This is a genomic window from Methylobacterium sp. J-078 (assembly GCF_022829285.1).
Lineage (GTDB): Bacteria > Pseudomonadota > Alphaproteobacteria > Rhizobiales > Beijerinckiaceae > Methylobacterium.
Genome location: NZ_JAKSYI010000109.1, coordinates 81,913 through 102,724, shown reverse-complemented (window position 1 = coordinate 102,724; position 20,812 = coordinate 81,913). Strand labels below are relative to the sequence as shown.

Here is a 20,812-nt window from a genome sequence, read left to right as displayed (position 1 = left end):
GAAGGCACTAATCAACGAGACGTCACGCGATACCTTGGAGCTTATCCAAGGTGTCCGTGTTTCTCCGGGCACCTCGCCTTCGATGGACGGCCATGGCGCCATCGCCCCCAGCAGCATCTTCGGAGACCGAGATGGGACGACCTGGAGACTACGACCTCAACCGGAGAGACCTGATGGTGGCTGCATCCGCCACAGCGGCCCTTGCCGCCGTTCCGTCCGCCGCAGGTGCCGCGCCCGCCGGAACCGACAAGCCGGTCCTGGCCAAGGTCGGGTTCACGGTGAACGGCGAGCGCCGCGAGCTCGAACTCGACACCCGGACCAGCCTGCTCGACGCGGTCCGCGAACACTTGCACCTGACCGGCGCCAAGAAGGGCTGCGACCACGGCCAGTGCGGCGCCTGCACCATGATCGTCGACGGCCGGCGCATCAACTCCTGCCTGACCCTCGCGGTGATGCACCAGGACGCAACCGTCATGACTATCGAGGGACTCGGCAAGCCGGGCGACCTCCACCCGATGCAGGCCGCGTTCGTGAGGCACGACGGCTACCAGTGCGGCTTCTGCACCCCGGGCCAGATCTGCTCCGGCGTGGCGGTCATCGCAGAGATCAAGTCCGGCATCCCGAGCCACGTCAGCGCCGACCTCAACGGGACCTACGAAGTCACCGACGCCGAGATCCGCGAGCGCATGAGCGGCAACATCTGCCGTTGCGGCGCCTACTCCAACATCGTCGAGGCGATCACCGAAGTCGCCGGGAGACAGGCATGAAGTCCTTCACCTACGAGCGCCCGGGCACCCCCGCCGCCGCCGCCGCCGCCGTCGCCCGCACCCCGAACGCCAAGTTCATCGCCGGCGGCACCAACCTCCTCGACCTGATGAAGCTGCAGATCGAGACCCCGACGCACCTCGTCGACGTGAACGGCCTCGGCCTGGACAAGGTCGAGCCGACGGCCGAGGGCGGGCTTCGTGTCGGCGCGCTGGTCCGGAACACCGACCTCGCGGCCGACGCCCGTGTCCGCAAGGATTACGGCGTGCTGAGCCGTGCCATCGTCGCCGGCGCCTCGGGCCAGCTGCGCAACAAGGCGACCACCGCCGGCAACCTGCTCCAGCGCACCCGGTGCCCGTACTTCTACGACACCGCCCAGGCCTGCAACAAAAGGCAGCCCGGGTCGGGCTGCTCGGCCATCGACGGGGTCAGCCGGCAGCTCGCCGTGATTGGTGCGAGCGAGGCCTGCATCGCGACCTATCCGGGCGACATGGCCGTGGCCATGCGCGTCCTCGACGCCACCGTCGAGACGGTCGACGCCAAGGGCGCCACCCGTAAGATCCCCGTCGCCGACTTCCACCGGCTCCCCGACGACCGTCCCGAGGTCGACACCGTGCTCAAGCCCGGTGAGCTCATCACTGCGGTCACCCTGCCGAAGCCGGTCGCCGGGACACACATCTACCGCAAGGTCCGCGACCGGGCCTCCTACGCCTACGCCCTCGTCTCGGTCGCCGCCGTGATCGGCAAGGACGGGACCGGCCATGTGGCGTTCGGCGGCGTGGCGCCCCGTCCGTGGCGCGTCGAGGCCGCCGAGGCCGCCCTGCCGCGGGGTGCCAAGGCGGTGACCGACAAGGTCTTCGCCGGGGCCAAGCCGACCGAGGACAACGCCTACAAGCTGAAGCTCGCCGAGCGCACGCTCGGTGCCGTCCTGACCGAGGCGAGGGCCTGATCCATGAAGTTCGACACACCCGCAGGCCAGAACCCCATCGACCAGCTCAAGGTCGTCGGCAAGCCGACGGACCGGATCGACGGCCCGTTCAAGACCACCGGTACCGCGCCCTACGCCAACGACCGGCATGACCCGCAGGCCAAGCTCGCCTACGGCGTCGTCGTCGGCGCCACCATCGCCAAGGGCCGGATCGCCTCGATGGACCTGGGTGCCGCCAAGGCCGCCCCGGGCGTCGTCGCCATCGTCACCGCCGAGAACGCGGGCAAGCTCGGCAAGGGCAAGCTCAACACGGCGAAACTCCTCGGCGGCCCCGAGATCGAGCACTACCACCAGGCGGTCGCCGTGGTGGTCGCCGAGACGTTCGAGCAGGCACGCGCCGCCGCGGCGCTGGTCAAGGTCAGGTACGCCGCCACCAAGGGCGCCTTCGACCTCGCCGCGGTGAAGGATGGAGCGAAGGACCCGGGCGACGTCCAGGGCAGCCCGTCCTCCTCCTCAGTCGGTGACTTCGCCGGCGCATTCGCCTCGGCGCCGGTCAAGCTCGACGAGAGCTACGAGACGCCCGACCACGCCCACGCGATGATGGAGCCGCATGCCTCCGTGGCGTCGTGGGACGGGGACAAGGTGACGGTCTGGACCTCGAACCAGATGATCGCCTGGGGCACGCGCGACCTCGCGCTGACCCTGGACGTCCCGCAGGAGAAGGTCCGGCTGGTGTCGCCCTTCGTCGGCGGCGGCTTCGGCGGCAAGCTCTTCCTTCGGTCCGAGGCGCTCCTCGCGGCGCTGGGCGCCCGTGCGGCCGGTCGGGCGGTGAAGGTCGCCCTGACGCGTCCGCAGATGTTCAACAACACCACGCACCGGCCCGCCACGTTCCAGCGCATCCGCATTGGCGCGACCCCGGACGGAAAGATCACCGCCATCGGTCACGAGAGCTGGTCGGGCGACCTGCCCGAGGGCGGGCCCGAGGCGGCGGTCCTGCAGACCCGCCTGCTCTACGCGGCCCCGAACCGGATGACCGCCCTGCGCCTCGCGGTGCTCGACCTTCCGGAGGGCAACGCCATGCGGGCTCCGGGCGAGGTCCCCGGCCTCATGGCGCTTGAGGTGGCCATGGACGAGATGGCGGAGAAGCTCGGGCTCGATCCCGTGCGGTTCCGCGAGATCAACGACACCCAGGTCGACCCCGAGAAGCCGGAGCGGGCCTTCTCCCAGCGCAGCCTCGTGACCTGCCTCCGTCAGGGCGCCGAGCGCTTCGGCTGGGACAGGCGGGGCAAGCCCGGCCAGGTCCGCGACGGCCGCTGGCTCGTCGGGATGGGGATGGCCTCGGCCTTCCGCAACAACATGGTGCTGAAGTCGGCTGCCCGCGTCCGCCTCGACGGCAAGGGCATGGTCATCGTCGAGACCGACATGACCGACATCGGCAACGGCAGCTACACCATCATCGGCCAGACGGCGGCCGAGATGATGGGGGTCACCCTCGACAAGGTCATCGTGCGCCTCGGCGACTCCGATTTTCCCGTTTCCTCGGGGTCGGGCGGGCAGTTCGGCGCCAATTCCTCGACGTCAGGCGTCTACGCCGCCTGCATCAAGCTGCGTGAGGCCGTGGCCGGCAAGCTCGGGTTCAACTCGGCCGACGCCGTGTTCGAGGACGGTCAGGTCCGCTCGGGCAACCGCGCCGTGCCGCTCGCCCAGGCGGCGGCCGGCGGGGACATCGTGGCCGAGGACGCCATCGAGTTCGGCGACCTCGACAAGACCCACCAGCAATCGACCTTCGGCTCGCACTTCGTCGAGGTCGGGGTCGACGTGGCCACGGCCGAGATCCGGGTCCGCCGCATGCTGGCGGTCTGCGCCAGCGGCCGCATCCTCAACCCGAAGTCGGCCCGCAGCCAGGTCATCGGCGGCATGACCATGGGCGTCGGCGCGGCCCTGATGGAGGAACTCGCGGTCGATACCAAGCGAGGCTACTTCGTCAACCACGACCTCGCGGGCTACGAGGTGCCGGTCCATGCCGACATCCCGCACCAGGAGGTGGTCTTCCTCGACGAGGTCGATCCGATGTCGTCGCCGATGAAGGCCAAGGGCGTCGGGGAGCTCGGAATCTGCGGGGTCGGCGCCGCGGTGGCGAACGCCGTTTACAACGCCACCGGCGTGCGGGTCCGCGACTACCCGATCACCCTCGACAAGCTCCTCGACCGCATGCCGGACGCGGCCTGACACGAACGACGGAAGCCCCATCATGCGTCCCAAGATCATCTGCCATATGGGCAGCTCCATCGACGGCCGGCTCCACCCGAGCCGCTGGACGCCTCCCGCCGCCGGCATCGAGGAAGGGCTGGTCCATCGCTACTACGAGGAGACCGCCGCGCGCCTCGACGCGGAAGGGTGGATCGTGGGACGCACGACCATGGCCGAGATCGCCGAGGGGCATCCCCGTTCGCCGAAGGTCATCCCCGGCGACCTCCGCCGGACCCATGTCGGCGACCGGAAGGGTCGGGACCTGGCCGTCGCCATCGATCCGCACGGCAAGGTCAGCTACGGGCGGGACGATGCCGGCGGGGACCACATCGTGGCGATCCTCGGTGAAGGCGTCACCGACACCTATCTCACCGAGCTTCGCGAGGACGGGGTCTCCTATCTGTTCGCGGGTCCGGACGGGCGGGACCTCGCGGGTGCGTTGGAGGCCCTGGGCGAGACCTTCGGCGTGCGGACCCTGCTGCTGGAGGGCGGCGCCATCATCAACGGGGCCTTCCTCAAGGCCGGTTTGATCGACGAGGTCAGCCTGCTCGTGTCGCCGGCCCTCGACGGCTTGGCGGGCGTGCCGACCATCTTCGAGTACCAGGGCGGGCCCGACGAGCGGCCGGCGGCCGGCAAGGCCCTTCGCCACCTGCGAACCGAGACGCTGGACGGCGGAACCGTCTGGCTTCGTTACCGGCTGGAGGATGCTGTCGCGGTTTGAGGGCCACATCTCGGTTCGGCCCCATGCATCGAACCGTCGCCGTCGCCGGGTCGAGGAACCGCATCCGGTCGACGGGTACGACCGACAGACGGAGGCGCCCCCGCCGTGCGACGAAGGCCGGGTCGTACCTGGCGGTCAGGCGGTGCGGCGGCCGTACCGCCCCTGCGGTTGCGCCTCGAAGTATTTGCCGTGCTTGATGCGCACGTCCATCTTCTTCTTGAGCACGCCCGGGGTGAGCGGTTCCTTGTGCAGGGCGGCGCCCCGTACGGTCCAGGTCCTGATCTCGGGTAGGATCTCGGCCGGGGTCATGGCGCTTCCGTCCGGGATGATGTCGTGGACCTCCTGCATGACGCGGTCCCAGAACTCCTCGGCCCGGAAGCGTTCGAGTTGGTTCTCGACCTTGGCCAGCCGCGCCTGGAGGCGCTCGCCGTCCTGGTCTGCGGCGGCACCCTTGGCCTTGAGGGCGGCGTTCTCGGCCTGGAGCGTCTCGATCATGCCGAGAAGGTGCTCGCGGTCCTCCTTCTCGCCGGCCTGGTCGGCCTTCGCCTGCTCGCGCTCGCGCGAGAACGTCTGGGTGGCCTCGCGCTTGGCCATCTTCCAGAGGTCCATGCCGAGGGCCTGGGCGGCGGCCTTCATGCCCTTGGACATGTCGGTCGGCTCCAGCTTCGGGTCGTAGCCGCGTTTCTTGCGCCAGGCCCGCAGGTGCTTGCAGACCTCGCGCGGCGAGCCGCCGGTGGCGAGCCTTTCGCGAACCTTGCGCAGGCTGGGCTTCTCGCCCCTGGCGAGCATGGCGTCGGCGACCATGAAGACGGAGAGTTCGGTGGGCATCGAGGGTGCTCCGGTGATCGGTCGGAGCATGCCTCGGCGGGGTTAAGCGCCCGTCACGAAGGGCCGCCGGAGCCGAAGGATTCGCGACTCCGACGGCGGGTATCGGGTAGCGCTATTCGATACCCCGCGCTTTCGGATGGGGTTCGCCGGCGCCACCATCGTGGCCGTCTTGTCGGCGACCGCAATCGCTGAAGGCCAGGAAGGTTTCTACCTGCGCGAGTGGAACAAAACGGGCTCAAACGCCTTGTCAGCCAAACTTGGCCTTTTAGGGGGGCTCGCCGATGTGGTCGGACAAGGAGACCAATCGGGATTTCCTGAACTTCCGCGCAGTGGCCGCCACCGCCGCCGAGGTGATCGTCCAGGCCGATGGGCAGGCGTTGTCCCTCGGCATTTCGGGCGGCTGGGGCGTCGGCAAGTCGTCCATGGTCAAGCTCATCCGTACAGAACTTGATGAGCGCGAGGGCCAGGACTTCGCGTTCGTGGAGTTCAACGCCTGGCTCTATCAGGGGTACGACGACGCGCGGTCGGCCTTGATGGAGGTGATAGGCACCAAGCTCCTTGAGTATGCGGAGGAGCATGAGAAGCCGACAACGCGAATTCTTGAGTTCCTCGGACGTGTTCGCTGGGCACGCGCCGCTGGCCTAGCCGCCGGCGTGGCGGGATCGGCGATGGTTGGGATGCCCTTGCCGGGGGTTCTCGGCGGGCTCTGGGACGCCTTTCGCGGCATGACGGACGGCGACGTCACGAGCGACGACGTCGACGCGGCTAAGAAGGCGGGCAAGGAGGCGGCCGATACCGGCAAGGGGCTGGTCGGCGAGAAGAAGGAGCGCCCGACGCCGCCGAAGCAGATCCAGGAGTTGCGCGACCATTTCGAGGCGACGCTTAAGGAACTCAACGTCACGCTTGTCGTGTTGATCGATGACCTCGACCGGTGCCTTCCTGCGACCGCCATCGCGACATTGGAAGCGGTCAGACTGTTTCTGTTCCTCGACCGGACAGCATTCGTTATCGCCGCAGACGACCGCATGATCAGAACCGCCGTGCGGGCCCATTTCAATTTCGACGTCGCGCTCGATGACGACCTCATCACGAGCTATTTCGACAAGCTCATCCAGGTTCCGATCCGGGTGCCTCCACTCGGAACGCAGGACGTGCGCGCCTACCTGATGCTTCTGTTCATTGAGAACAGCGGGCTTGAGAAGGACCGACGTGACGAACTTCGGACGGCCATCTGCGAACGGCTCGGCCAGACCTGGCAGGGCAAACGTGTCGATGCCGCCTTCGTGAAGACCCTTATTCAGGACTGCCCCGATCCCCTGGCAGCCCGGTTCGATCTCGCCGACCGGCTTGCTCCGACGATGGCGACCGCCGAACGCATTGCCGGCAATCCCCGTCTGATCAAGCGCTTCCTGAACACCCTATCGATCCGGATGTCGATTGCCCGGGCGCAGAGCGTGACGGTCGACGAGCAGGTTCTTGCGAAGATGCTCCTGTTCGAACGGTGCGGGCATAAGGACGCCCATGCCAGCATCCTCAAGGCAGTGGCGGCCCATGACGAAGGCAAGCCCGTATTCCTGACCCCCTGGGAAGAGGCGCTGCGGAAGGGGGAACCGGCGCAAGGGCTGAGGCCCGAGTTCAACAGCGACTTCGCCCAAAGCTGGCTGGCGCTAGATCCACCGCTCGGCGACCTCGACCTGCGCGCCGTCGTCTACGTGAGCCGCGACCACCTTCCGATCATTACGCCGAAGGACGAGCTGTCGTCGGAAGCGGCTGCGTTGCTTGCTGGGGTGCTGGCCATTCGTTCGGGCATTGGCGAGCAACTCGTCACGAAGCTTCGAGGCATACCGACCCGAGAGACGACGCAGATCATGGAGCGGGTGCTCGGCAAGGCTCGTCAGATCCAGGAATGGGGAACGCCGCCGATCCTGCACGCCGTATTGACCGTCGCGGCAGTCGACCCCGAACACGGTTTAACCTTCGCTCGATTCCTTCGCGAGGTGCCACCTGCCCAACTTACCCCGGCCATCGTGCCTCTCCTGTCCGACAAGGCTTGGGCTCGGACGGTGCTGTCGCATTGGGGCGAGCAGGACGATACGCCGGTGCCGGTGAAGCGTGCGATTACGGCCAACGCAAGTCGCAGGCGCTGATCGATGGGAACCTCCTCATCGAGCAAAGGTCCGGGTGGCGGGGTTCCCATGGTCCCGCCGTGGGTACCCCCCCTGCCACCCTTGCTTCCACCACTTCCGCCGGAAGCGCCTCCCGATGCCGGGCCGGACCAAGACGGCCCCCCGCCGGCGCAGGACATCCCGCAGCCGTTGCCACCCGCGCCCCCTAATCATGTCGCGCCGCCACGTCGCTTCTCAGCGGCGCGTACGAGCCTAGGGCATTTCTCCCGTTCGGGTTCAGGCGACGATCTGCGTCGCGGGCTTGGGCATTACAGCCGTACGGGGCTCGGAGGGTCCACGGCGGCGACCCGCCGGATGGGCGGGACGGTCGTCACCGCCGGTGGCCTGTATGGGGTCCTGAGCGCCCTTAGCTCGGGTGCTCGGTCGCCCGTCGATCTCGGAGTTGACGCCGCCGAGCTACGCGGTCGCCCTGCCGCCGAGGTGGCCGACAGGATCGCGAACGCGCTCAGGCCATCAGACGGCACCCAGGATACCGAGGCGGCGCGGGATGCCATTTCCCGGGCCATCTCCGACCTGGTGGCGGCCGAGCCCGAGGTCGACCTTTTGGCACTGTCCCCTGAGCAGATCGGAACGGTGGTCGAGGGATACGTCGCCCACGACCTCTGCCATCGGATCGAGCTCGACGTCGGCAAGGCCGTCCACGACAAGGCCCCCGATCCCGCGACTGCAACGCAACGTCTTGAGCAGATGAAGGACTACGTCCGCCAGGAGGTGGCGCGTTGTTTCCGGGCACGCTCCGACCGTGGGCAGCGTCTGGACCGCCAGGGGTCGGCGACGCTCGCGGCGAGTGTGCTCCGGGACGTCTTCGAGGTCTTCGAGGGCTACCTGCAATGAGAGTTTCCTGCCTTCCGGCGGGCGTCCCCGCCGCCGCTCCCGCCGACCTCCGCTACGTTCTGTACGGCCCCCCGCCAGCCATGTATGTCGGATCGGTCGCGACTGCCCTGATCCCGACCGTTCGTCGTCTCGGATTGGCGCCGTCGTCGCGAGCCTGGGATTTCCTGTCGCTTGCGCTATCCGTCATCGCGGCGGACGAGGGTTGCTCCCGCAGCGCCAGCGCGGATGGGTGGACACGGAGCATCGACCTGGAGGTCGGGGTCACGGACCCGGCGTTCTGGAACGGTCGGCGGGACATCCTGCAGGACGCTTTGGGCTTCCTGTCGACGGACCGCTGGTCCTTCGAGTTCGTCGGCGGAGGGCTGCAGCCCGCGCCTCCCCAGCAGGCCGTCGCCCGCCCGGAGGAGTGCGTGTGCCTGCTGTCAGGGGGGCTCGACAGCCTCATCGGCGCGCTCGACCTCAGGGCGCAGGAAAAGCACCCGCTGCTGGTGAGCCAGGTCGCGAAGGGTGACAAGCAGACCCAGCGCGAACTCGGTCGCATGATCGCCGGGAGCGGCCTTCACCTGCAGCTCAACCACAACGCCAGGCCCCCAAGTGGCTTTTCGGAGCGGTCCCAGAGGTCCCGCTCGATTATCTTCATGGCCTACGGCGTGCTGGCAGCCACTTGCCTCGCGGCTTACCAGGATGGCGGGACCGTCGACCTGTACGTTCCCGAGAACGGGTTCATCAGCCTCAACGTGCCCCTGACGCCGCTGCGCATGGCCAGCCACAGCACGCGAACTACGCATCCGGTCTTCATGGGCCGCCTACAGGACCTGATCGACGCCGCCGGCCTCCGGGTCCGGCTGGTGAACCCCTACATCCTCAGGACCAAGGGTGAGATGCTGTCCGGCTGTGCGGATCGCGCGTTTTTGCTGTCGCATGCCGGCGAGACCACCAGTTGCGGCCGCTACGCCCGCACCGCCTTCACGCAATGCGGGCGATGCGTGCCCTGCCTCATCCGGCGTGCTTCCTTCCATGCGGCAGGCATTGCGGACACCACGCCACCCTATAGGTACGATATCTCCCTGCCCGGGCGTCGCCATCGGGACTTCGAGGACGTCAGGGCGGCGGCCATGGCCGTCGGCAGGGTGGAGACCGCGGGCCTGAAGGAGTGGCTCGGCGGCGCCCTCAATGCGGCCCAACTCGGCGGCGATACCGGGGCGTACGAAGACGTTGCCAGGCGTGGGATCGGAGAGCTCGGCACCTTCCTGAGGAGCGTCGGGGTCATCTGACCGGGCACTCCCGGCGACCGAAGGGGAGCCGGAGCGTCCGCTTGATCGATCTCCATTGCCACATAGACCTCTATCCCAACCCCAGGGCGGTGCTGGACGCAGCGGAGGACAAGGGCGTCTTCGTGCTTGCGGTCACCACGACGCCGCTTGCCTTCCAGGGCAACCTGGATTTGGTCGAGGGTCGTCGTAGGGTCAGGGTCGCCCTTGGCCTGCATCCGGAACTCGTCGCCGAGCGGCATGGCGAGATCGACCACTTCGTGGAACTCCTACCCAACACCGCCTACGTGGGCGAGGTTGGTTTGGACGGCAGCCCTCGGAATCGAGCCAGTTTCGCCCGACAGGAACTCGTGTTCGCGCGGATCGTCGAGGCATGCGCCGATCTCGGTGGAAGGGTCCTGAGCATCCACTCGCGGCGGGCGGCGGGCGCGGTTTTGGATATCCTCGCCGGGACGCCGACCTGTGGCGTCCCGGTGCTGCATTGGTTCAGTGGCAGCATGAAGGAACTCGAACGAGCGGCGACCGCCGGATGCTGGTTCAGCGTCGGACCGTTGATGCTGACGACGCCAGCTGGCCGCCGTTTGGCGGCTGCGATGCCAAGGAACCGGGTCCTGACGGAAACCGACGCACCGTTCGCGCAGATTTCCGGACAGCCGTTGATGCCATGGGATGTGGCGGCGGCCGAGAACGCCCTCGCGGAGCTCTGGCAGCTTCCGGCGATGGAGGCGCATCGCCAACTACGAGATAACCTTCGTTCGTTGGCGACACGTGCCTCAGAGATGGCAACCAGACCCAGGGTGTTATCTCGTCCCGGTGAAATCCCTACTTACGCTGGATAGCGGATAGCGCTTCCCGATACCTGCCTAGGCGTCGCGAATCCTGCCCCCCGCGCCTGTGGATCCAGGCCTCCGGCCTTGCCTATCGGCACCGGCCAGGTCACGTTCGCCGCCTTTCCCGGAGACCCCCGATGATACGCGCGAGCCAGCACCCGACCGACTGACCCCGGAGTGCCGACGCTTGCCGAGCCTCCGCTTTTCGCGAGGCTACGATGCCACCCAGGACGCTCTTCACGTCCGACCATCACATCGGACACCGCAACATCCTTTCGCCAACGATGGCCCTGCGCCGGCCGTTCGCCTCCATCGAGGAGCACGACGAGACCCTGATCGCGCGATGGAACGCCGTCGTGCGGCCCGAGGACACCGTCTGGCACCTCGGCGACTTCTGCTACCGCTGCCCGGAGGCCCGCGCCCGAAGCGTTTTTCGCCGCCTGGTCGGTCAGCGACGGCTGGTGCGGGGCAACCACGATAAGATCGCCTCGCGGCTGCCTTGGGATGGGCCCGTCGTCGACGTCATCCGGGTCGCCGTCAAGAACGCCGACGGCACAACCACTGGGGTCTGGTGCTCGCACTACGCCCACCGCGTCTGGCCGCGCCAGCACTACGGCGACCTCCACCTTTTCGGACATTCGCACGGCAGCCTGCCCGGCACCGCCACCAGCACCGACGTCGGCGTCGACTGCTTCGACTTCAGGCCGGTGACCCTGGCCGAGATCCGCGTGCGCCTCGCCGAGAATGCCATGGCCGCGGGGATCGAACCATGAACGCGGCCAGGCTCTGGGTCTTCTCGGATCTCCATCAGGACTGCCCGGAGAACGCCTGGGACCCCGCCGCCCACGCGCCGGCCGGCGGCTTCAACGTGGTCGTGGTCGCGGGCGACGTCCACATGCCGCTGACGCGTGCCCTGGAATGGCTCGGCGAGCGCCTGCCCGGCGTGCCACTCGTCTACGTGCCAGGCAACCACGACTTCTGGTGGGACCGCGGCGAGGAGCGCTACACGATCTTCGACCAGATCGCGCGAGGGCGCGACCGGGCTGCCGCGCTCGGGATCACGCTGCTGTTGGACGTCGCGGTAACGCTCGGTGGGACCCGCTACCTCGGTGGCACGCTCTGGACCGATTTCCGGCTTGGGTCCTTCAGCCTGACGCACGGCATGCGCAGCGCCCAGGGTCGCGACGGCATGGTCGACTACCGCCGCATCCGCACCGGGCCGAGCTCAAGGCATCGGATCGAACCCGAGGCCGTCCTGGCGATGCACCGGCGGACGCGCGCGTTCCTCGACGCCGGTCTCGCCGAGGCCCATGACGGCCCCACCGTGGTCGTCACGCACCATGCCCCGCACCCGCACAGCCTGTCGTCGCGACACCAGCATCTCGCATGGTGCGACGCCTCCGACCTCTCCGGAATGATCGACGTTCATGGCCCCGACCTATGGTTGCATGGCCATGTCCACCGGCATTCGGACTATCGCGTTGGTCGCACGCGCATCGTCTGCAACGCACGCGGCCATGTCGACGAGAGCACCGGGTTCATCTCCGGCATGATCATCGAGGTCTGACAGCCCCGATGAGGTGACGCGGAACCGCCCGGCAATCGGATCGAATGGCATCTGGTCCAGGCTACCTGTGTCCGCCGGCCGGTATACAGGTCGCGCCGAAACCACGTCGAGCGGTGATGCGGCGCGGGCATCAGGCGCGACGTCGACGGTCCACATTCCTTGGAGGAACCGGGAAAGGTACCGGTGCGGCGGCCAGGATCGGCTTCCAGGTCACGCTCCATTCGTCCATCGGAACTGGATCGGAGCGATGGACGAGGTCGAGGAAAGCAAGTCCCACCTCCGCCGTGGCACGCTTCATTAGGGGGTTCAGCTGCCCGCCGTTCCTGAGGGATCGGTCAGTGAACACGCTGTGCGAACCGCCCTGGAACACGACGAGCGCCTTTCTCTCCGTGGGAATGGCGTTGAAGACGTCGATGCGGTCTTGGACTGGTGAGTAGCGGCCGGGGATGCGGATCGTGTCCTCCGTCGTGGTCACGTGGAGGGCGGGGACGTCGATCATCGCCAGAACCGCCGCGAGGTCGGTCTCGCCGTAGAAGGGCGGGGCCGAGACGACGATGCTCGCCTTGAAGCGAGGGTCCTTACACGCGAGAGGTTTCTCGTCGCGTATCACCTGGGCGCCGGTGAGGATTAAGGTGGTGGTCGCCCCGTAGGAGTGGCCGGCAGCGACGATGCGCTTCCGGTCCATGGCGGCATGGAAGGGATTCTCACGGTTAAGCAGGCGGTCGAGGCCGAAGCTCACGTCACGCGTCCGCTCGATGGCCTCGCACTCGTCCGCCGCGCTATCGAGGCGGTCGAGGAGCAGGATCGGGTTGCCCTCCTACAGCGTCTGGTCGCTGCCGACATGCTGGATGTGCAGGCTGGCGGTCCCGCGCCCCGACCACCCTTCGCCGAGGTAGCCGTAACCCTTCCGCGAGCCGCCGAGCCCGTGGGAGAACACTATCAGCGGGATCGGTCCCTTCCGGGTCGAGGCGGCCGGCCAGTAGAGCCGTGCCGGCACCGCGCGGTCACGTGACGGGTCGACCCACTCGAAGTCGATGGCCCGTGCCTCGGCCGACGCCGGCATCGCCTCTGCCGGCAGTGAGGAGAACCAGCCTCCGGCACCCACCGCCAGGGACATTGCGCCGAAGCGGCGGCGGCGGAGGCCGCGATGGCTCGGATCCGGGAACACGTCCGAGCGTGGCGGGACATCGTCGATGGTGGTCATGAACGTCTCACGGTGTTCGACGGCAGGTTGATCTGGCCGGAGCCTTAGAGCTTTCGCTGGGTGCCCCGAGGGGCGGCGATGGTTCCCGCCGTCCAAAGGCGCTTACGGCGCCCCGTTCAAGACAAGAGATGGGAAACCGCCACTCCGCGCCCGTGATCGGGGCTACAGACGGGATCGCCGACGACCGCGAACCTGCGACGTTCGGCAAGCGCGTGCACGACCATCTTCCCGCTGCGCCCCCTCAGGACATGCCGCCCCAAGGCCTCCGCATCGATGCCGTCCGGAAGCACGGGCATCCTGCAGAGGACAACTTCCGAGACGAGCACGGACCGCCCCGTCTCCCTGCACAGGACTTCCAGTCGGGCTGTCGCATTCATGACGTCGCCGAGATCTTCCGACCGTGTCCCTGACGAGCGCCTCGCACGCGGTGCGACAGGCGACCACATGCGCCCTGATATTTTGGCAATCATGATCCCGACGCTGAAGCTCATGCCTGGAGCTTGTCTAAGGACGCATTGCCTGATCCAGGCCACGCACCGAATTCGAATCCTCAACGCTATCCCAAGGACCGGATCGGTGGTCCTTCAGGCCTGTTCCCTGGCCTTTCCACAGCCCCCCGAAAATAAAGTTTTGGGCGTAGAGAGGCCCAAAATCCCGGCCCAGCCATGAGAGGTGGGTTCGATGTCATCCATCGCGGTGATCGGGCCTGTGGCGTGCCTCATGGGGCGAAATCGGGCCAGTTTCTTTAGTCCTGGTTCGGCATCCCAAGTTGACGCGAGGGAGTCAGCCGAGGTGGCTAAGCTGCTCTTGTAGCAGGCGGTTCAAGGCGCAATCCTCACCTGGTCGCGTCGGGTGTGGTGCCTCGACGAGCCGACAGGCAGGTCGAGAGTGCCCCCATCATGACGGACTACACGCGGGGGGCGGATTCCGCCCTCGGCTACCGCTGGCGAGCGGACAAGACCGCCATCGAGCGGCTTGGCCTGACGCCCGGCAGGTCGCTGGCCGACCGCCAGGTCCAGGCCAGCATCATCGCCTCGCTCGCGCTCCACTACGACCGGCCCCGCGAGGCCGGCGAGAGTCTCGGGCGCGTCTCCTATTCCCGGTCGACCGACCACTACGACGTGCCCGAGCGGTACCGGTCGACGCCCTACAGCCGCAAGCGGGTCTGCGCCGCCATCGACGGCCTGGCCGAGGCCGGGCTGATCGTCAACATGAAGGCGCTGCCCGGCGCCCATCTCCAGCGCGACGAGGCCAAGCGCCTGCAGAGCGCCTGTTACGCGCTGCCGGCGATGATGGACCGGCTCAAGGGCCTCAAGCTCGTTGATCTCGTGCCGCGGTGCCCCCTGATCCTGCGGGACATCAACGGCGACCTCGTCGACTACGCCGAGACCGAGCGCACCCGGCGCTTCCGGAAGGACGTCGAAGAGACCAACGCCTGGCTCGAATCCGTGCTCGTCACCATCGACCCGGCCGCCGACCCGGCGAACTGGCGCCGGACCGAGCACCACCTCAGCGCCCGCAAGGTCAAGGCCGACGGCTCCGAGACCTGGGCCACGGTCGTCCCGGGGCAGGCCCCGAGCGTCGTGAGGATCTTCTCGCGGTCCCGGTTCGACCTCCACGGCCGGTACTACGGATTTTGGCAGGGCCTGCCCAAGGACCGGCGGGGCGACCTGCTCATCGACGGCGAGTTCACGGTCGAACCGGACTTCCACTGGCTCCACCCGACGCTCTTATATGCGATGTGCGGCCACGCCATCGCGCACGACCCGTACACGACCGGGTATTGGCCCCGCGCAGCCGGGAAGCTGGCGTTCAACACGGCGATCAACGCCAAGACCGACGCCGAGGCAATCGGCGGCCTGCTTAAAAAGCGGGACGAGACCGGCGACGACGGCGAGCCGGTGTGGCGGTACGGCCGGCGCCAGACGGGCTGCATCCTGGAGGCCATCAAGGAGGCGAACCCGCACATCGCGCACATGTTCGGCAGCGACGCCGGGGTGAGGCTCATGGCCATCGACAGCGGCATGGCGGGCAGGGTCATGAAGGGGTGCCGGAAGGCGGGCATCCCGTGCCTGCCCGTGCACGATTCCTTCCGCGTCCCGGCCCGTCACGAGGGTACCGTGACCGCCATCATGGGCGAGGTTTTGGCCTCAACTCTTGTCGGGATTAAGTCAAAGGTTTCAGGGACTTCGATCAAAACGTACCGACATAATGATACCTCCCTTCTGGCGGAGCCCCGGGAGCCCTCCCTGGCGGAGCCGGCACCACTTCCCGCGGAGCGGGTAGAGACCCCCCTGGCGGAGCCGGGCTACCCTGTCGCGGAGCCCGTAGGAGAACCCCTGCCGGAGGCCGTGGGGCCCTTCCTGGCGGAGCCGGGTCTCCCTGCCGCGGAGCTAGAGGAGACCCCCGTAGCGGAGCCCCTGGGCCTCCCTGTGGCGGAGCCGGTCCCCACCCCCGCGGAGCCTATAGGAGACCCGGTGCCGGAGCCTGGTGGTCCTGTCCCGGGAACCTTGTCCCGGACCCTCTATCCTCCTACCCTAGCTCGGCCTGTGGTGGTGGTGTTCTCGGACCCCGTGGTCCCTCGCTCCTTTCTTCCCGACCCCCGTTCCCGGCCTCCCCTGGACGTTCCGGGGGGGGCTGTGTCGCCCTTCGTCGCCACCATCGCCTCGGACATCGTCATGCCCTCTCCGTCTCCGTCTCCCGCCCCCCGTCCCAGGTCCGCTTTCGACGCTCCCAAGGAGCGGGTCTGGAAGATCCGTGAGGTGGACGGGCGGATCGTGACGGGGCCGACCATGTTCATGGAACCCCGCGCCCGGGCGCTTCAGGCCCTTGGCCACGACCCGTTCGATTTCACCACCGAAGGCAGGGTTTCGCCCGGTCTCTAGACCGTTTCGCCTTGTGCCCGGCATGGGGCGCGACTAGGATCAAGATGCCCTCGACCGGCCAATCGCACCACGATTGAGATGCCCTCCGCCGCAACCCGGCGTGAGGGCATCGTCGTTTTGGTTCCCGTCATCCGGGACCACCGGACCTACCAGTTGGGCTCCGGCACCTATCCGAATTCGAGCCCGAGGCGGACCTTTGACCCCATCGCATCAGGGGGTCTCGCCGTCTCGTGTCCCACATCAGCCAACACAGCCCGAAGGCCCGGGCGACCGACCACGCGGTCCGCCGGTACGCGGAACGCCACCTCGGCGTGACAGTCGAGACCGAGGATGACCGCGTCGCGGTGAACCTCCTCCGCGCCAAGGGCGTGGATCTCGCCCGCATCCGCGCCCGCATCGCCGACATTGGCGGGGTCATCATGTCGACCGGGCGCACGTCCGGCGACTGCATCGCCTTCCCCGAGGCCCTCCGCTTCCGGCTCGTCGACGGCAAGGTGGTGACGGTCATGGCGCGGATCGGGGCCAAGCCGCCGCTGCTGGCCACGCCGGCGCCGGCCGAGCCGCGGAAGCGCAGCGTCCTCGAACTCGGGAGCGCGGCATGACCGTCGAGACCACCTTCACCTTCGAGGGCTGCGACAGCCCCGATACCTGCCGCGACGGCCTCCGTCCGCTTCTGGCGCCCGGCCAGGACTGGTCCGAGGTCCACTGCGGCCGCTGCGGCAAGCAAGGCATCGTCCGGCACGCCGACCTCGTGACACCCGCCGAGAACACGGCGGTTGCCGATCCCGACGGCTCCCCCGTCCAGCCGGTCGACGAGCCCGAGGCCAGCGAGGCCGAGGCGCCCGCCGGCAAGGGGAGGAACCGGTGAGGTCCGCACTCCCCTTCCAGGGCTACCACCAGCGTCGCGAGGCCGAATGGGTCGGCGCGCTGGTGCTGCTGGGCGTCGCCATCGCGCTGCTCCTGCCCGGCGCCACGTTCTCGCGGCCGACGTTCGACGTCTTCGGTGCCATCGCACCGGAGGGGACCTGGGGCGCGACGCTCCTCGGTGTCGCCGTCATCCGCATGCTGGGCCTTTGGGCCAACGGCGACAAGCACCACAGCCCGTCCCTCCGGTTCGTCACCGCCACCGTCGGCGCGTGCGTCTGGACCGCGCTGGCCTGGCTCCTCGCCAGGGACGGCTACCCCGGCTGGAACACCGGCGTGGGGGCCTACGGGGTCCTCGCCGCGGTCGACGCCTACTGCGCCCTCCGGGCGATCTGGGACCAGGGCGCCAACGACGCCCGCGCGAAGATCGTCAGGAGAGCGGCGCGTGGGTGACCTGGTGACCTCGTTCATCTCGCTGCCGGCCGACGCGCTGAAGGCAATCGGAACCGTCGCCGTCGGGGCGGTCCTCGGCCTGGCCACGTACGTCGTCGCCCGCATCAAGGAATCGCGCCGGCCGCCCGAGCAGTCCCTCGGCCTGCCGCGCGTCGCTCTCGATCCCATCGACCGGGATCTCGGCTTCACCATCGTCCGCACCGGCACGGACCTGACGCGGGCGCTGAACGACCACGGCGCCCTGCTGAGGCAGGCGTTCGCCCCGCCGCCGCCGCCCCCACCCCCGCCGCCTGTGGTCCCGCCCCGGCGCACACGTGTCCGGAGGACAACCCCGTGAAGAAGCCGAAGCTCGTCTCGAACCCGACGCGCGTCGCCAAGCACAGCCGGGTCGTCTGGCTGTCCGGCGCGGGGTTCGTCTTCTCCGCGCTCCAGGGCGGCATGGCCTGCCTGGCGTCCGATCCGCCCTTCAGCCCGGTGGTGTTCGCCGCGGTGACGACGGTCGTCTCGCTCGCCGCCCTCGTCCTCCCGTTCCTCGCCAACTCGGCCCTGTCCGGAGACCAGTCCTGATGTTCGCCTTCCTTCGCAAGCCGGCGCCGGCCGGGGTTCCCGCCGCTCCCGCCGCCCGGGCGTCCGGCAAGGGGCCGTCCCGCATGAAGCGGAACGCCGTGCTCGGCGCCGCCTGCATCTCGGTCGTGGGCTCCTTCGAGGGCCTACGGACCGTCGCCTATCCGGACCCGGCCACCCGCGGGAAGCCGTGGACGGTCTGCTACGGCGAGACCGACGGCGTGAAGGCGGGCGACCGCTACACGGTGGCCGAGTGCAAGGCGATGCTGGCGACGTCGCTGGAGAAGTACGCCCTGGCGGTCGAGGGGTGCGTCACGGCCCCGATGACCGACGGCGCCTACGCCGCTTACGTCTCGTTGGCCTACAACATCGGCACCGGCGGATTTTGCCGGTCCAGCGTCGTCCGGCTGCACAACGCCGGGCAGACCCGCCCCGCCTGCGACGCCCTCCTCAAGTTCAACCGCGCCGCCGGCGTCGTCTTCCCCGGCCTGACCCGCCGGCGCGAGGCCGAGCGCGCCCTCTGCCTCAAGGGGATCTGATCATGACGGCCATCGCCATCATCGCGGTCGCGTTCTTCTGCCTGATCGCCTTCGTCGTCGCTGTCCAGGCCGTCCGCGAGGTCGAGATCGCCAAGCTGACCGCGGCATCCAACTTCATCGAGCTTCCGTCCGGCGAATTGGTCATCCCGGCCGGCATGAAGGTCACCGCCCCGGCTTGCCCGTGTCGGAACCTCACCTCGCTGACCGTCGGGTCGGTGCACGAGATCCCGCCCGGCACGGTCATCCCGCCGGCGGCCGAGGCCGATCCCATCGTGATGGCCTACACCCAGCGCCCCATCGAGACGGCTGACCTGAACCCCGAAATTCTGGCCTCGTGGTCGGTGAAGGCGACCGAGGAGGTGAAGTCGGCCTTCGACGAGCTCGACGGCGAGACCAAGCCGCTTCCGAAGAAGAAGCGGTTCGAGTCCCACCGCAAGTCGGGGTGGTGACCGTGGCGGATTCCTCACCTACCCCGGTCATCTCGCAGGTCATGCAGACCGAGACGACCCGTACCGTCGACGCCTTCGGGGTCTTGGGCGAGCCCGTGCCGACCGGTCGGACCCTGCTCGTCCGGACGCTGACGCATCCCGGCGGCCAGACCGAGGTCCTGTCCATCGACGTCCAGTCGACGCCCGGCGACGTCTGGGTGCGCCTGCCGGACCCGACGGTGGTGAAATTCGAGACCGAGGGCGCCTGATGCTGACGCTCCTCTTGGCCCTCGTGACGACACCCGCCGGGATCTCGGCGGTCGTCGCCATCGGCCTCGCGGTCCTGGCCTTGCTCTACGCCCCGCGGCTGGCCCTGCCGGTCGCGCTCGTGGCGGTGATCCTGCTCGGTGTCGCCTACGTCAGCCGGCTCCAGGCCGACCTGGCGTCGACCCAGCGCCAGCGCGACGAGGCGGCCGCCCTCGCCGAGGTCCGCAAGGGCGCCGTCGAGGCCCTGCAGCGGAACGCCAAGGCGGCGGCCAAGCGCAGCGCCGCGACCGCCTCGGCCCACGACCGCATCCGCCGGGCGCCCGCGTCCGACGACGGCCCGCTCGCCCCGGTCCTGCGCGACGCCCTGGAGGCCGGACAGTGAAGCCGATCCTCGCGGCCGCCGCGCTGTTAGCACTCTGCCTTGGTGGCTGCCAGCATGCCGGCGCGCCCCTCGCCGAGATCCCCGACGAGCTCCTCACCTGCTCGGGGGCGCCCGCCTGGAAGCGGGGCGGCACCCAGCGCGACGCGGCCGGCTACGTCGTCGACCTTCGGGCCGCCCATGCCGATTGCCGGGGCAAGCTCGGCGAGGTCCGGGCCATGGCGAGGCCGGGGTCATGACGCCGGTGGCGCTGATCGCCCTGGCCTGCCTCGCCCGGGAGCCGGCGCCGCTCGTCTCCGAAGAAGTCCACCGCGCCCTCCGTGGGGACGCGACCACCGGCGCGGCCGCCGCGCCCAAGGGCGAGGTCGCCAGCGCGATCCGAACAGTCGCCGCCGTGCGCAGGGGTCGCCGGTGAGCGCCGAGGTCGCCTTCGCGGTCGGCGCGTTGATGGCCCTCTGCCTCTGGGACCCCAGGCCATGACCCACGAAGCCCTCGACACCCGCGCCGTCGTCGCCGCCGCCCGGGCCGTCATCAAGCACTCGCGCTGGTACCAGGACCTCCCCGCCGACCGGCCGCTCCCGTGCCGGCTCCAGGCCGCCCTCGAAGCGGCGCTCCAAGCCCTTGACCGGAAGACCACGTAGCGATGCCCGCGGATCAGGCGAAGGACGACGCCCGGCTGTTCGCCCGGGACGCGCTGCGCGAGGCCCGCCGAGTCTACGCGGATCGGGCCGTTCGTGAGGGAGAGGCGATGCTGGCGACGTTCGCCATGCTGGCCCTGGCGGCGCTGTTCCCGGACCTGCTGGCCGAGCCCGAGGTGAAGGGTACGCACTGAGAGCGTACCCCGCCACGCTCCCAACAACGGGCGCCTTTTAAACAACGCTTTTCAACCAGGCTGTTGGTGAAATCGTTGTTCAAATAGGTAGTGCGGGTTAGGCTGACCAAGTATTTCCGAGATCATGTCCGAAAAAGCGGACATGGACCTTGTGGGAACCTGGTCGAATCGCTTCAATCTGAGGTGCCCCCAGAAGGGCGGCCCTCGGCCGGCGTTG

General features: G+C 68.6%; 27 protein-coding genes. 24 read left to right on the top strand and 3 right to left on the bottom strand.

Translation table 11 applies throughout. The features are described from left to right. The first annotated feature begins 131 nt into the window (after positions 1-131). The 4 genes from paoA to MKK58_RS17800 are packed head-to-tail and all read left to right on the top strand — an operon-like array spanning position 132 to position 4,664. Positions 132-767 carry an aldehyde dehydrogenase iron-sulfur subunit PaoA gene (gene paoA, locus MKK58_RS17815; protein ID WP_243913423.1) on the top strand — a complete coding sequence of 212 codons (636 nt, stop codon included), beginning with the start codon at positions 132-134 and terminating at the stop codon, positions 765-767. Further along, positions 764-1,714, top strand: coding sequence for an FAD binding domain-containing protein (locus MKK58_RS17810; RefSeq protein ID WP_243913422.1), 951 nt, complete (start codon positions 764-766; stop codon positions 1,712-1,714). Before paoA ends, MKK58_RS17810 begins: the two co-directional genes overlap by 4 nt. Before the next feature lie 3 nt (positions 1,715-1,717). After that, a complete protein-coding gene (paoC, locus tag MKK58_RS17805) occupies positions 1,718-3,922 on the top strand; it encodes an aldehyde oxidoreductase molybdenum-binding subunit PaoC (RefSeq protein ID WP_243913421.1) in 2,205 nt (734 codons plus the stop codon). A gap of 22 nt (positions 3,923-3,944) precedes the next feature. Then, positions 3,945-4,664 carry a RibD family protein gene (locus MKK58_RS17800; RefSeq protein WP_243913419.1) on the top strand — a complete coding sequence of 240 codons (720 nt, stop codon included), beginning with the start codon at positions 3,945-3,947 and terminating at the stop codon, positions 4,662-4,664. A 135-nt stretch (positions 4,665-4,799) separates the two neighbouring features. On the opposite strand, the gene MKK58_RS17795 is transcribed toward MKK58_RS17800, so the two are convergent. Continuing rightward, the gene (locus MKK58_RS17795) at positions 4,800-5,492 is read right to left on the bottom strand and encodes a DNA-binding protein (RefSeq protein WP_243913417.1); all 693 of its coding nucleotides are present in this window, start codon (positions 5,490-5,492) and stop codon (positions 4,800-4,802) included. A gap of 281 nt (positions 5,493-5,773) precedes the next feature. On the opposite strand from MKK58_RS17795, the gene MKK58_RS17790 reads away from it, so the two are divergent. From MKK58_RS17790 to MKK58_RS17765, 6 genes are all read left to right on the top strand, one after another. After that, positions 5,774-7,639 carry a P-loop NTPase fold protein gene (locus tag MKK58_RS17790; protein WP_243913415.1) on the top strand — a complete coding sequence of 622 codons (1,866 nt, stop codon included), beginning with the start codon at positions 5,774-5,776 and terminating at the stop codon, positions 7,637-7,639. 3 nt (positions 7,640-7,642) lie between these two features. Continuing rightward, positions 7,643-8,512 carry a Qat anti-phage system associated protein QatB gene (gene qatB, locus MKK58_RS27005; RefSeq protein ID WP_313899293.1) on the top strand — a complete coding sequence of 290 codons (870 nt, stop codon included), beginning with the start codon at positions 7,643-7,645 and terminating at the stop codon, positions 8,510-8,512. 80 nt (positions 8,513-8,592) lie between these two features. Beyond that, on the top strand, positions 8,593-9,786 hold the full coding sequence (gene qatC, locus MKK58_RS17780; protein ID WP_243913411.1) for a Qat anti-phage system QueC-like protein QatC: 1,194 nt from the start codon (positions 8,593-8,595) through the stop codon (positions 9,784-9,786). Between the two features lie 41 nt (positions 9,787-9,827). Further along, positions 9,828-10,622: a Qat anti-phage system TatD family nuclease QatD gene (qatD, locus tag MKK58_RS17775; protein WP_243913409.1), complete on the top strand. Its 795-nt coding sequence runs from the start codon at positions 9,828-9,830 to the stop codon at positions 10,620-10,622. A 209-nt stretch (positions 10,623-10,831) separates the two neighbouring features. After that, positions 10,832-11,386, top strand: coding sequence for a metallophosphoesterase (locus tag MKK58_RS17770; RefSeq protein ID WP_279578430.1), 555 nt, complete (start codon positions 10,832-10,834; stop codon positions 11,384-11,386). Next, on the top strand, positions 11,383-12,180 hold the full coding sequence (locus tag MKK58_RS17765; RefSeq protein WP_243913407.1) for a metallophosphoesterase: 798 nt from the start codon (positions 11,383-11,385) through the stop codon (positions 12,178-12,180). The genes MKK58_RS17770 and MKK58_RS17765 overlap by 4 nt, the downstream gene beginning before the upstream one ends. Before the next feature lie 130 nt (positions 12,181-12,310). Here MKK58_RS17765 and MKK58_RS17760 read toward each other — a convergent pair whose 3' ends face one another. Both MKK58_RS17760 and MKK58_RS17755 read right to left on the bottom strand, forming a co-directional pair. After that, the gene (locus MKK58_RS17760; RefSeq protein WP_243913405.1) at positions 12,311-12,919 is read right to left on the bottom strand and encodes an alpha/beta hydrolase family protein; all 609 of its coding nucleotides are present in this window, start codon (positions 12,917-12,919) and stop codon (positions 12,311-12,313) included. Positions 12,920-12,997: 78 nt separating this feature from the next. Then, entirely contained in the window at positions 12,998-13,384 is a 387-nt protein-coding gene (locus MKK58_RS17755; RefSeq protein ID WP_243913403.1) for a hypothetical protein, read from the bottom strand. A gap of 899 nt (positions 13,385-14,283) precedes the next feature. Here MKK58_RS17755 and MKK58_RS17750 point away from each other — a divergent pair. The 14 genes from MKK58_RS17750 to MKK58_RS17685 all read left to right on the top strand — a co-directional run bounded on the left by MKK58_RS17750 (position 14,284) and on the right by MKK58_RS17685 (position 20,595). Then, on the top strand, positions 14,284-16,269 hold the full coding sequence (locus tag MKK58_RS17750) for a hypothetical protein (protein WP_243913401.1): 1,986 nt from the start codon (positions 14,284-14,286) through the stop codon (positions 16,267-16,269). Between the two features lie 230 nt (positions 16,270-16,499). Then, positions 16,500-16,871 carry a hypothetical protein gene (locus MKK58_RS17745; protein WP_243913399.1) on the top strand — a complete coding sequence of 124 codons (372 nt, stop codon included), beginning with the start codon at positions 16,500-16,502 and terminating at the stop codon, positions 16,869-16,871. Further along, positions 16,868-17,137, top strand: a complete 270-nt coding sequence (locus MKK58_RS17740) for a hypothetical protein (RefSeq protein WP_243913397.1) — start codon at positions 16,868-16,870, stop codon at positions 17,135-17,137. Before MKK58_RS17745 ends, MKK58_RS17740 begins: the two co-directional genes overlap by 4 nt. Next, on the top strand, positions 17,134-17,586 hold the full coding sequence (locus tag MKK58_RS17735; RefSeq protein WP_243913395.1) for a hypothetical protein: 453 nt from the start codon (positions 17,134-17,136) through the stop codon (positions 17,584-17,586). The genes MKK58_RS17740 and MKK58_RS17735 overlap by 4 nt, the downstream gene beginning before the upstream one ends. Further along, positions 17,579-17,923: a hypothetical protein gene (locus MKK58_RS17730; protein ID WP_243913393.1), complete on the top strand. Its 345-nt coding sequence runs from the start codon at positions 17,579-17,581 to the stop codon at positions 17,921-17,923. Before MKK58_RS17735 ends, MKK58_RS17730 begins: the two co-directional genes overlap by 8 nt. Then, complete coding sequence (locus MKK58_RS17725) at positions 17,920-18,153, top strand: hypothetical protein (RefSeq protein ID WP_243913391.1); 234 nt, start codon at positions 17,920-17,922, stop codon at positions 18,151-18,153. Before MKK58_RS17730 ends, MKK58_RS17725 begins: the two co-directional genes overlap by 4 nt. A gap of 83 nt (positions 18,154-18,236) precedes the next feature. Then, positions 18,237-18,689, top strand: a complete 453-nt coding sequence (locus MKK58_RS17720) for a lysozyme (protein ID WP_243913472.1) — start codon at positions 18,237-18,239, stop codon at positions 18,687-18,689. 2 nt (positions 18,690-18,691) lie between these two features. Further along, positions 18,692-19,138: a hypothetical protein gene (locus MKK58_RS17715; protein ID WP_243913389.1), complete on the top strand. Its 447-nt coding sequence runs from the start codon at positions 18,692-18,694 to the stop codon at positions 19,136-19,138. Positions 19,139-19,140: 2 nt separating this feature from the next. Further along, positions 19,141-19,386, top strand: a complete 246-nt coding sequence (locus MKK58_RS17710; RefSeq protein ID WP_243913388.1) for a hypothetical protein — start codon at positions 19,141-19,143, stop codon at positions 19,384-19,386. Beyond that, positions 19,386-19,766, top strand: coding sequence for a hypothetical protein (locus tag MKK58_RS17705; RefSeq protein WP_243913387.1), 381 nt, complete (start codon positions 19,386-19,388; stop codon positions 19,764-19,766). Before MKK58_RS17710 ends, MKK58_RS17705 begins: the two co-directional genes overlap by 1 nt. After that, the gene (locus tag MKK58_RS17700; protein WP_243913386.1) at positions 19,763-20,002 is read left to right on the top strand and encodes a hypothetical protein; all 240 of its coding nucleotides are present in this window, start codon (positions 19,763-19,765) and stop codon (positions 20,000-20,002) included. The genes MKK58_RS17705 and MKK58_RS17700 overlap by 4 nt, the downstream gene beginning before the upstream one ends. Next, on the top strand, positions 19,999-20,178 hold the full coding sequence (locus MKK58_RS17695) for a hypothetical protein (protein ID WP_243913385.1): 180 nt from the start codon (positions 19,999-20,001) through the stop codon (positions 20,176-20,178). Before MKK58_RS17700 ends, MKK58_RS17695 begins: the two co-directional genes overlap by 4 nt. Before the next feature lie 61 nt (positions 20,179-20,239). Beyond that, entirely contained in the window at positions 20,240-20,404 is a 165-nt protein-coding gene (locus MKK58_RS17690) for a hypothetical protein (RefSeq protein WP_243913384.1), read from the top strand. A 2-nt stretch (positions 20,405-20,406) separates the two neighbouring features. Continuing rightward, a complete protein-coding gene (locus MKK58_RS17685) occupies positions 20,407-20,595 on the top strand; it encodes a hypothetical protein (protein WP_243913383.1) in 189 nt (62 codons plus the stop codon). Positions 20,596-20,812: the final 217 nt, after the last annotated feature.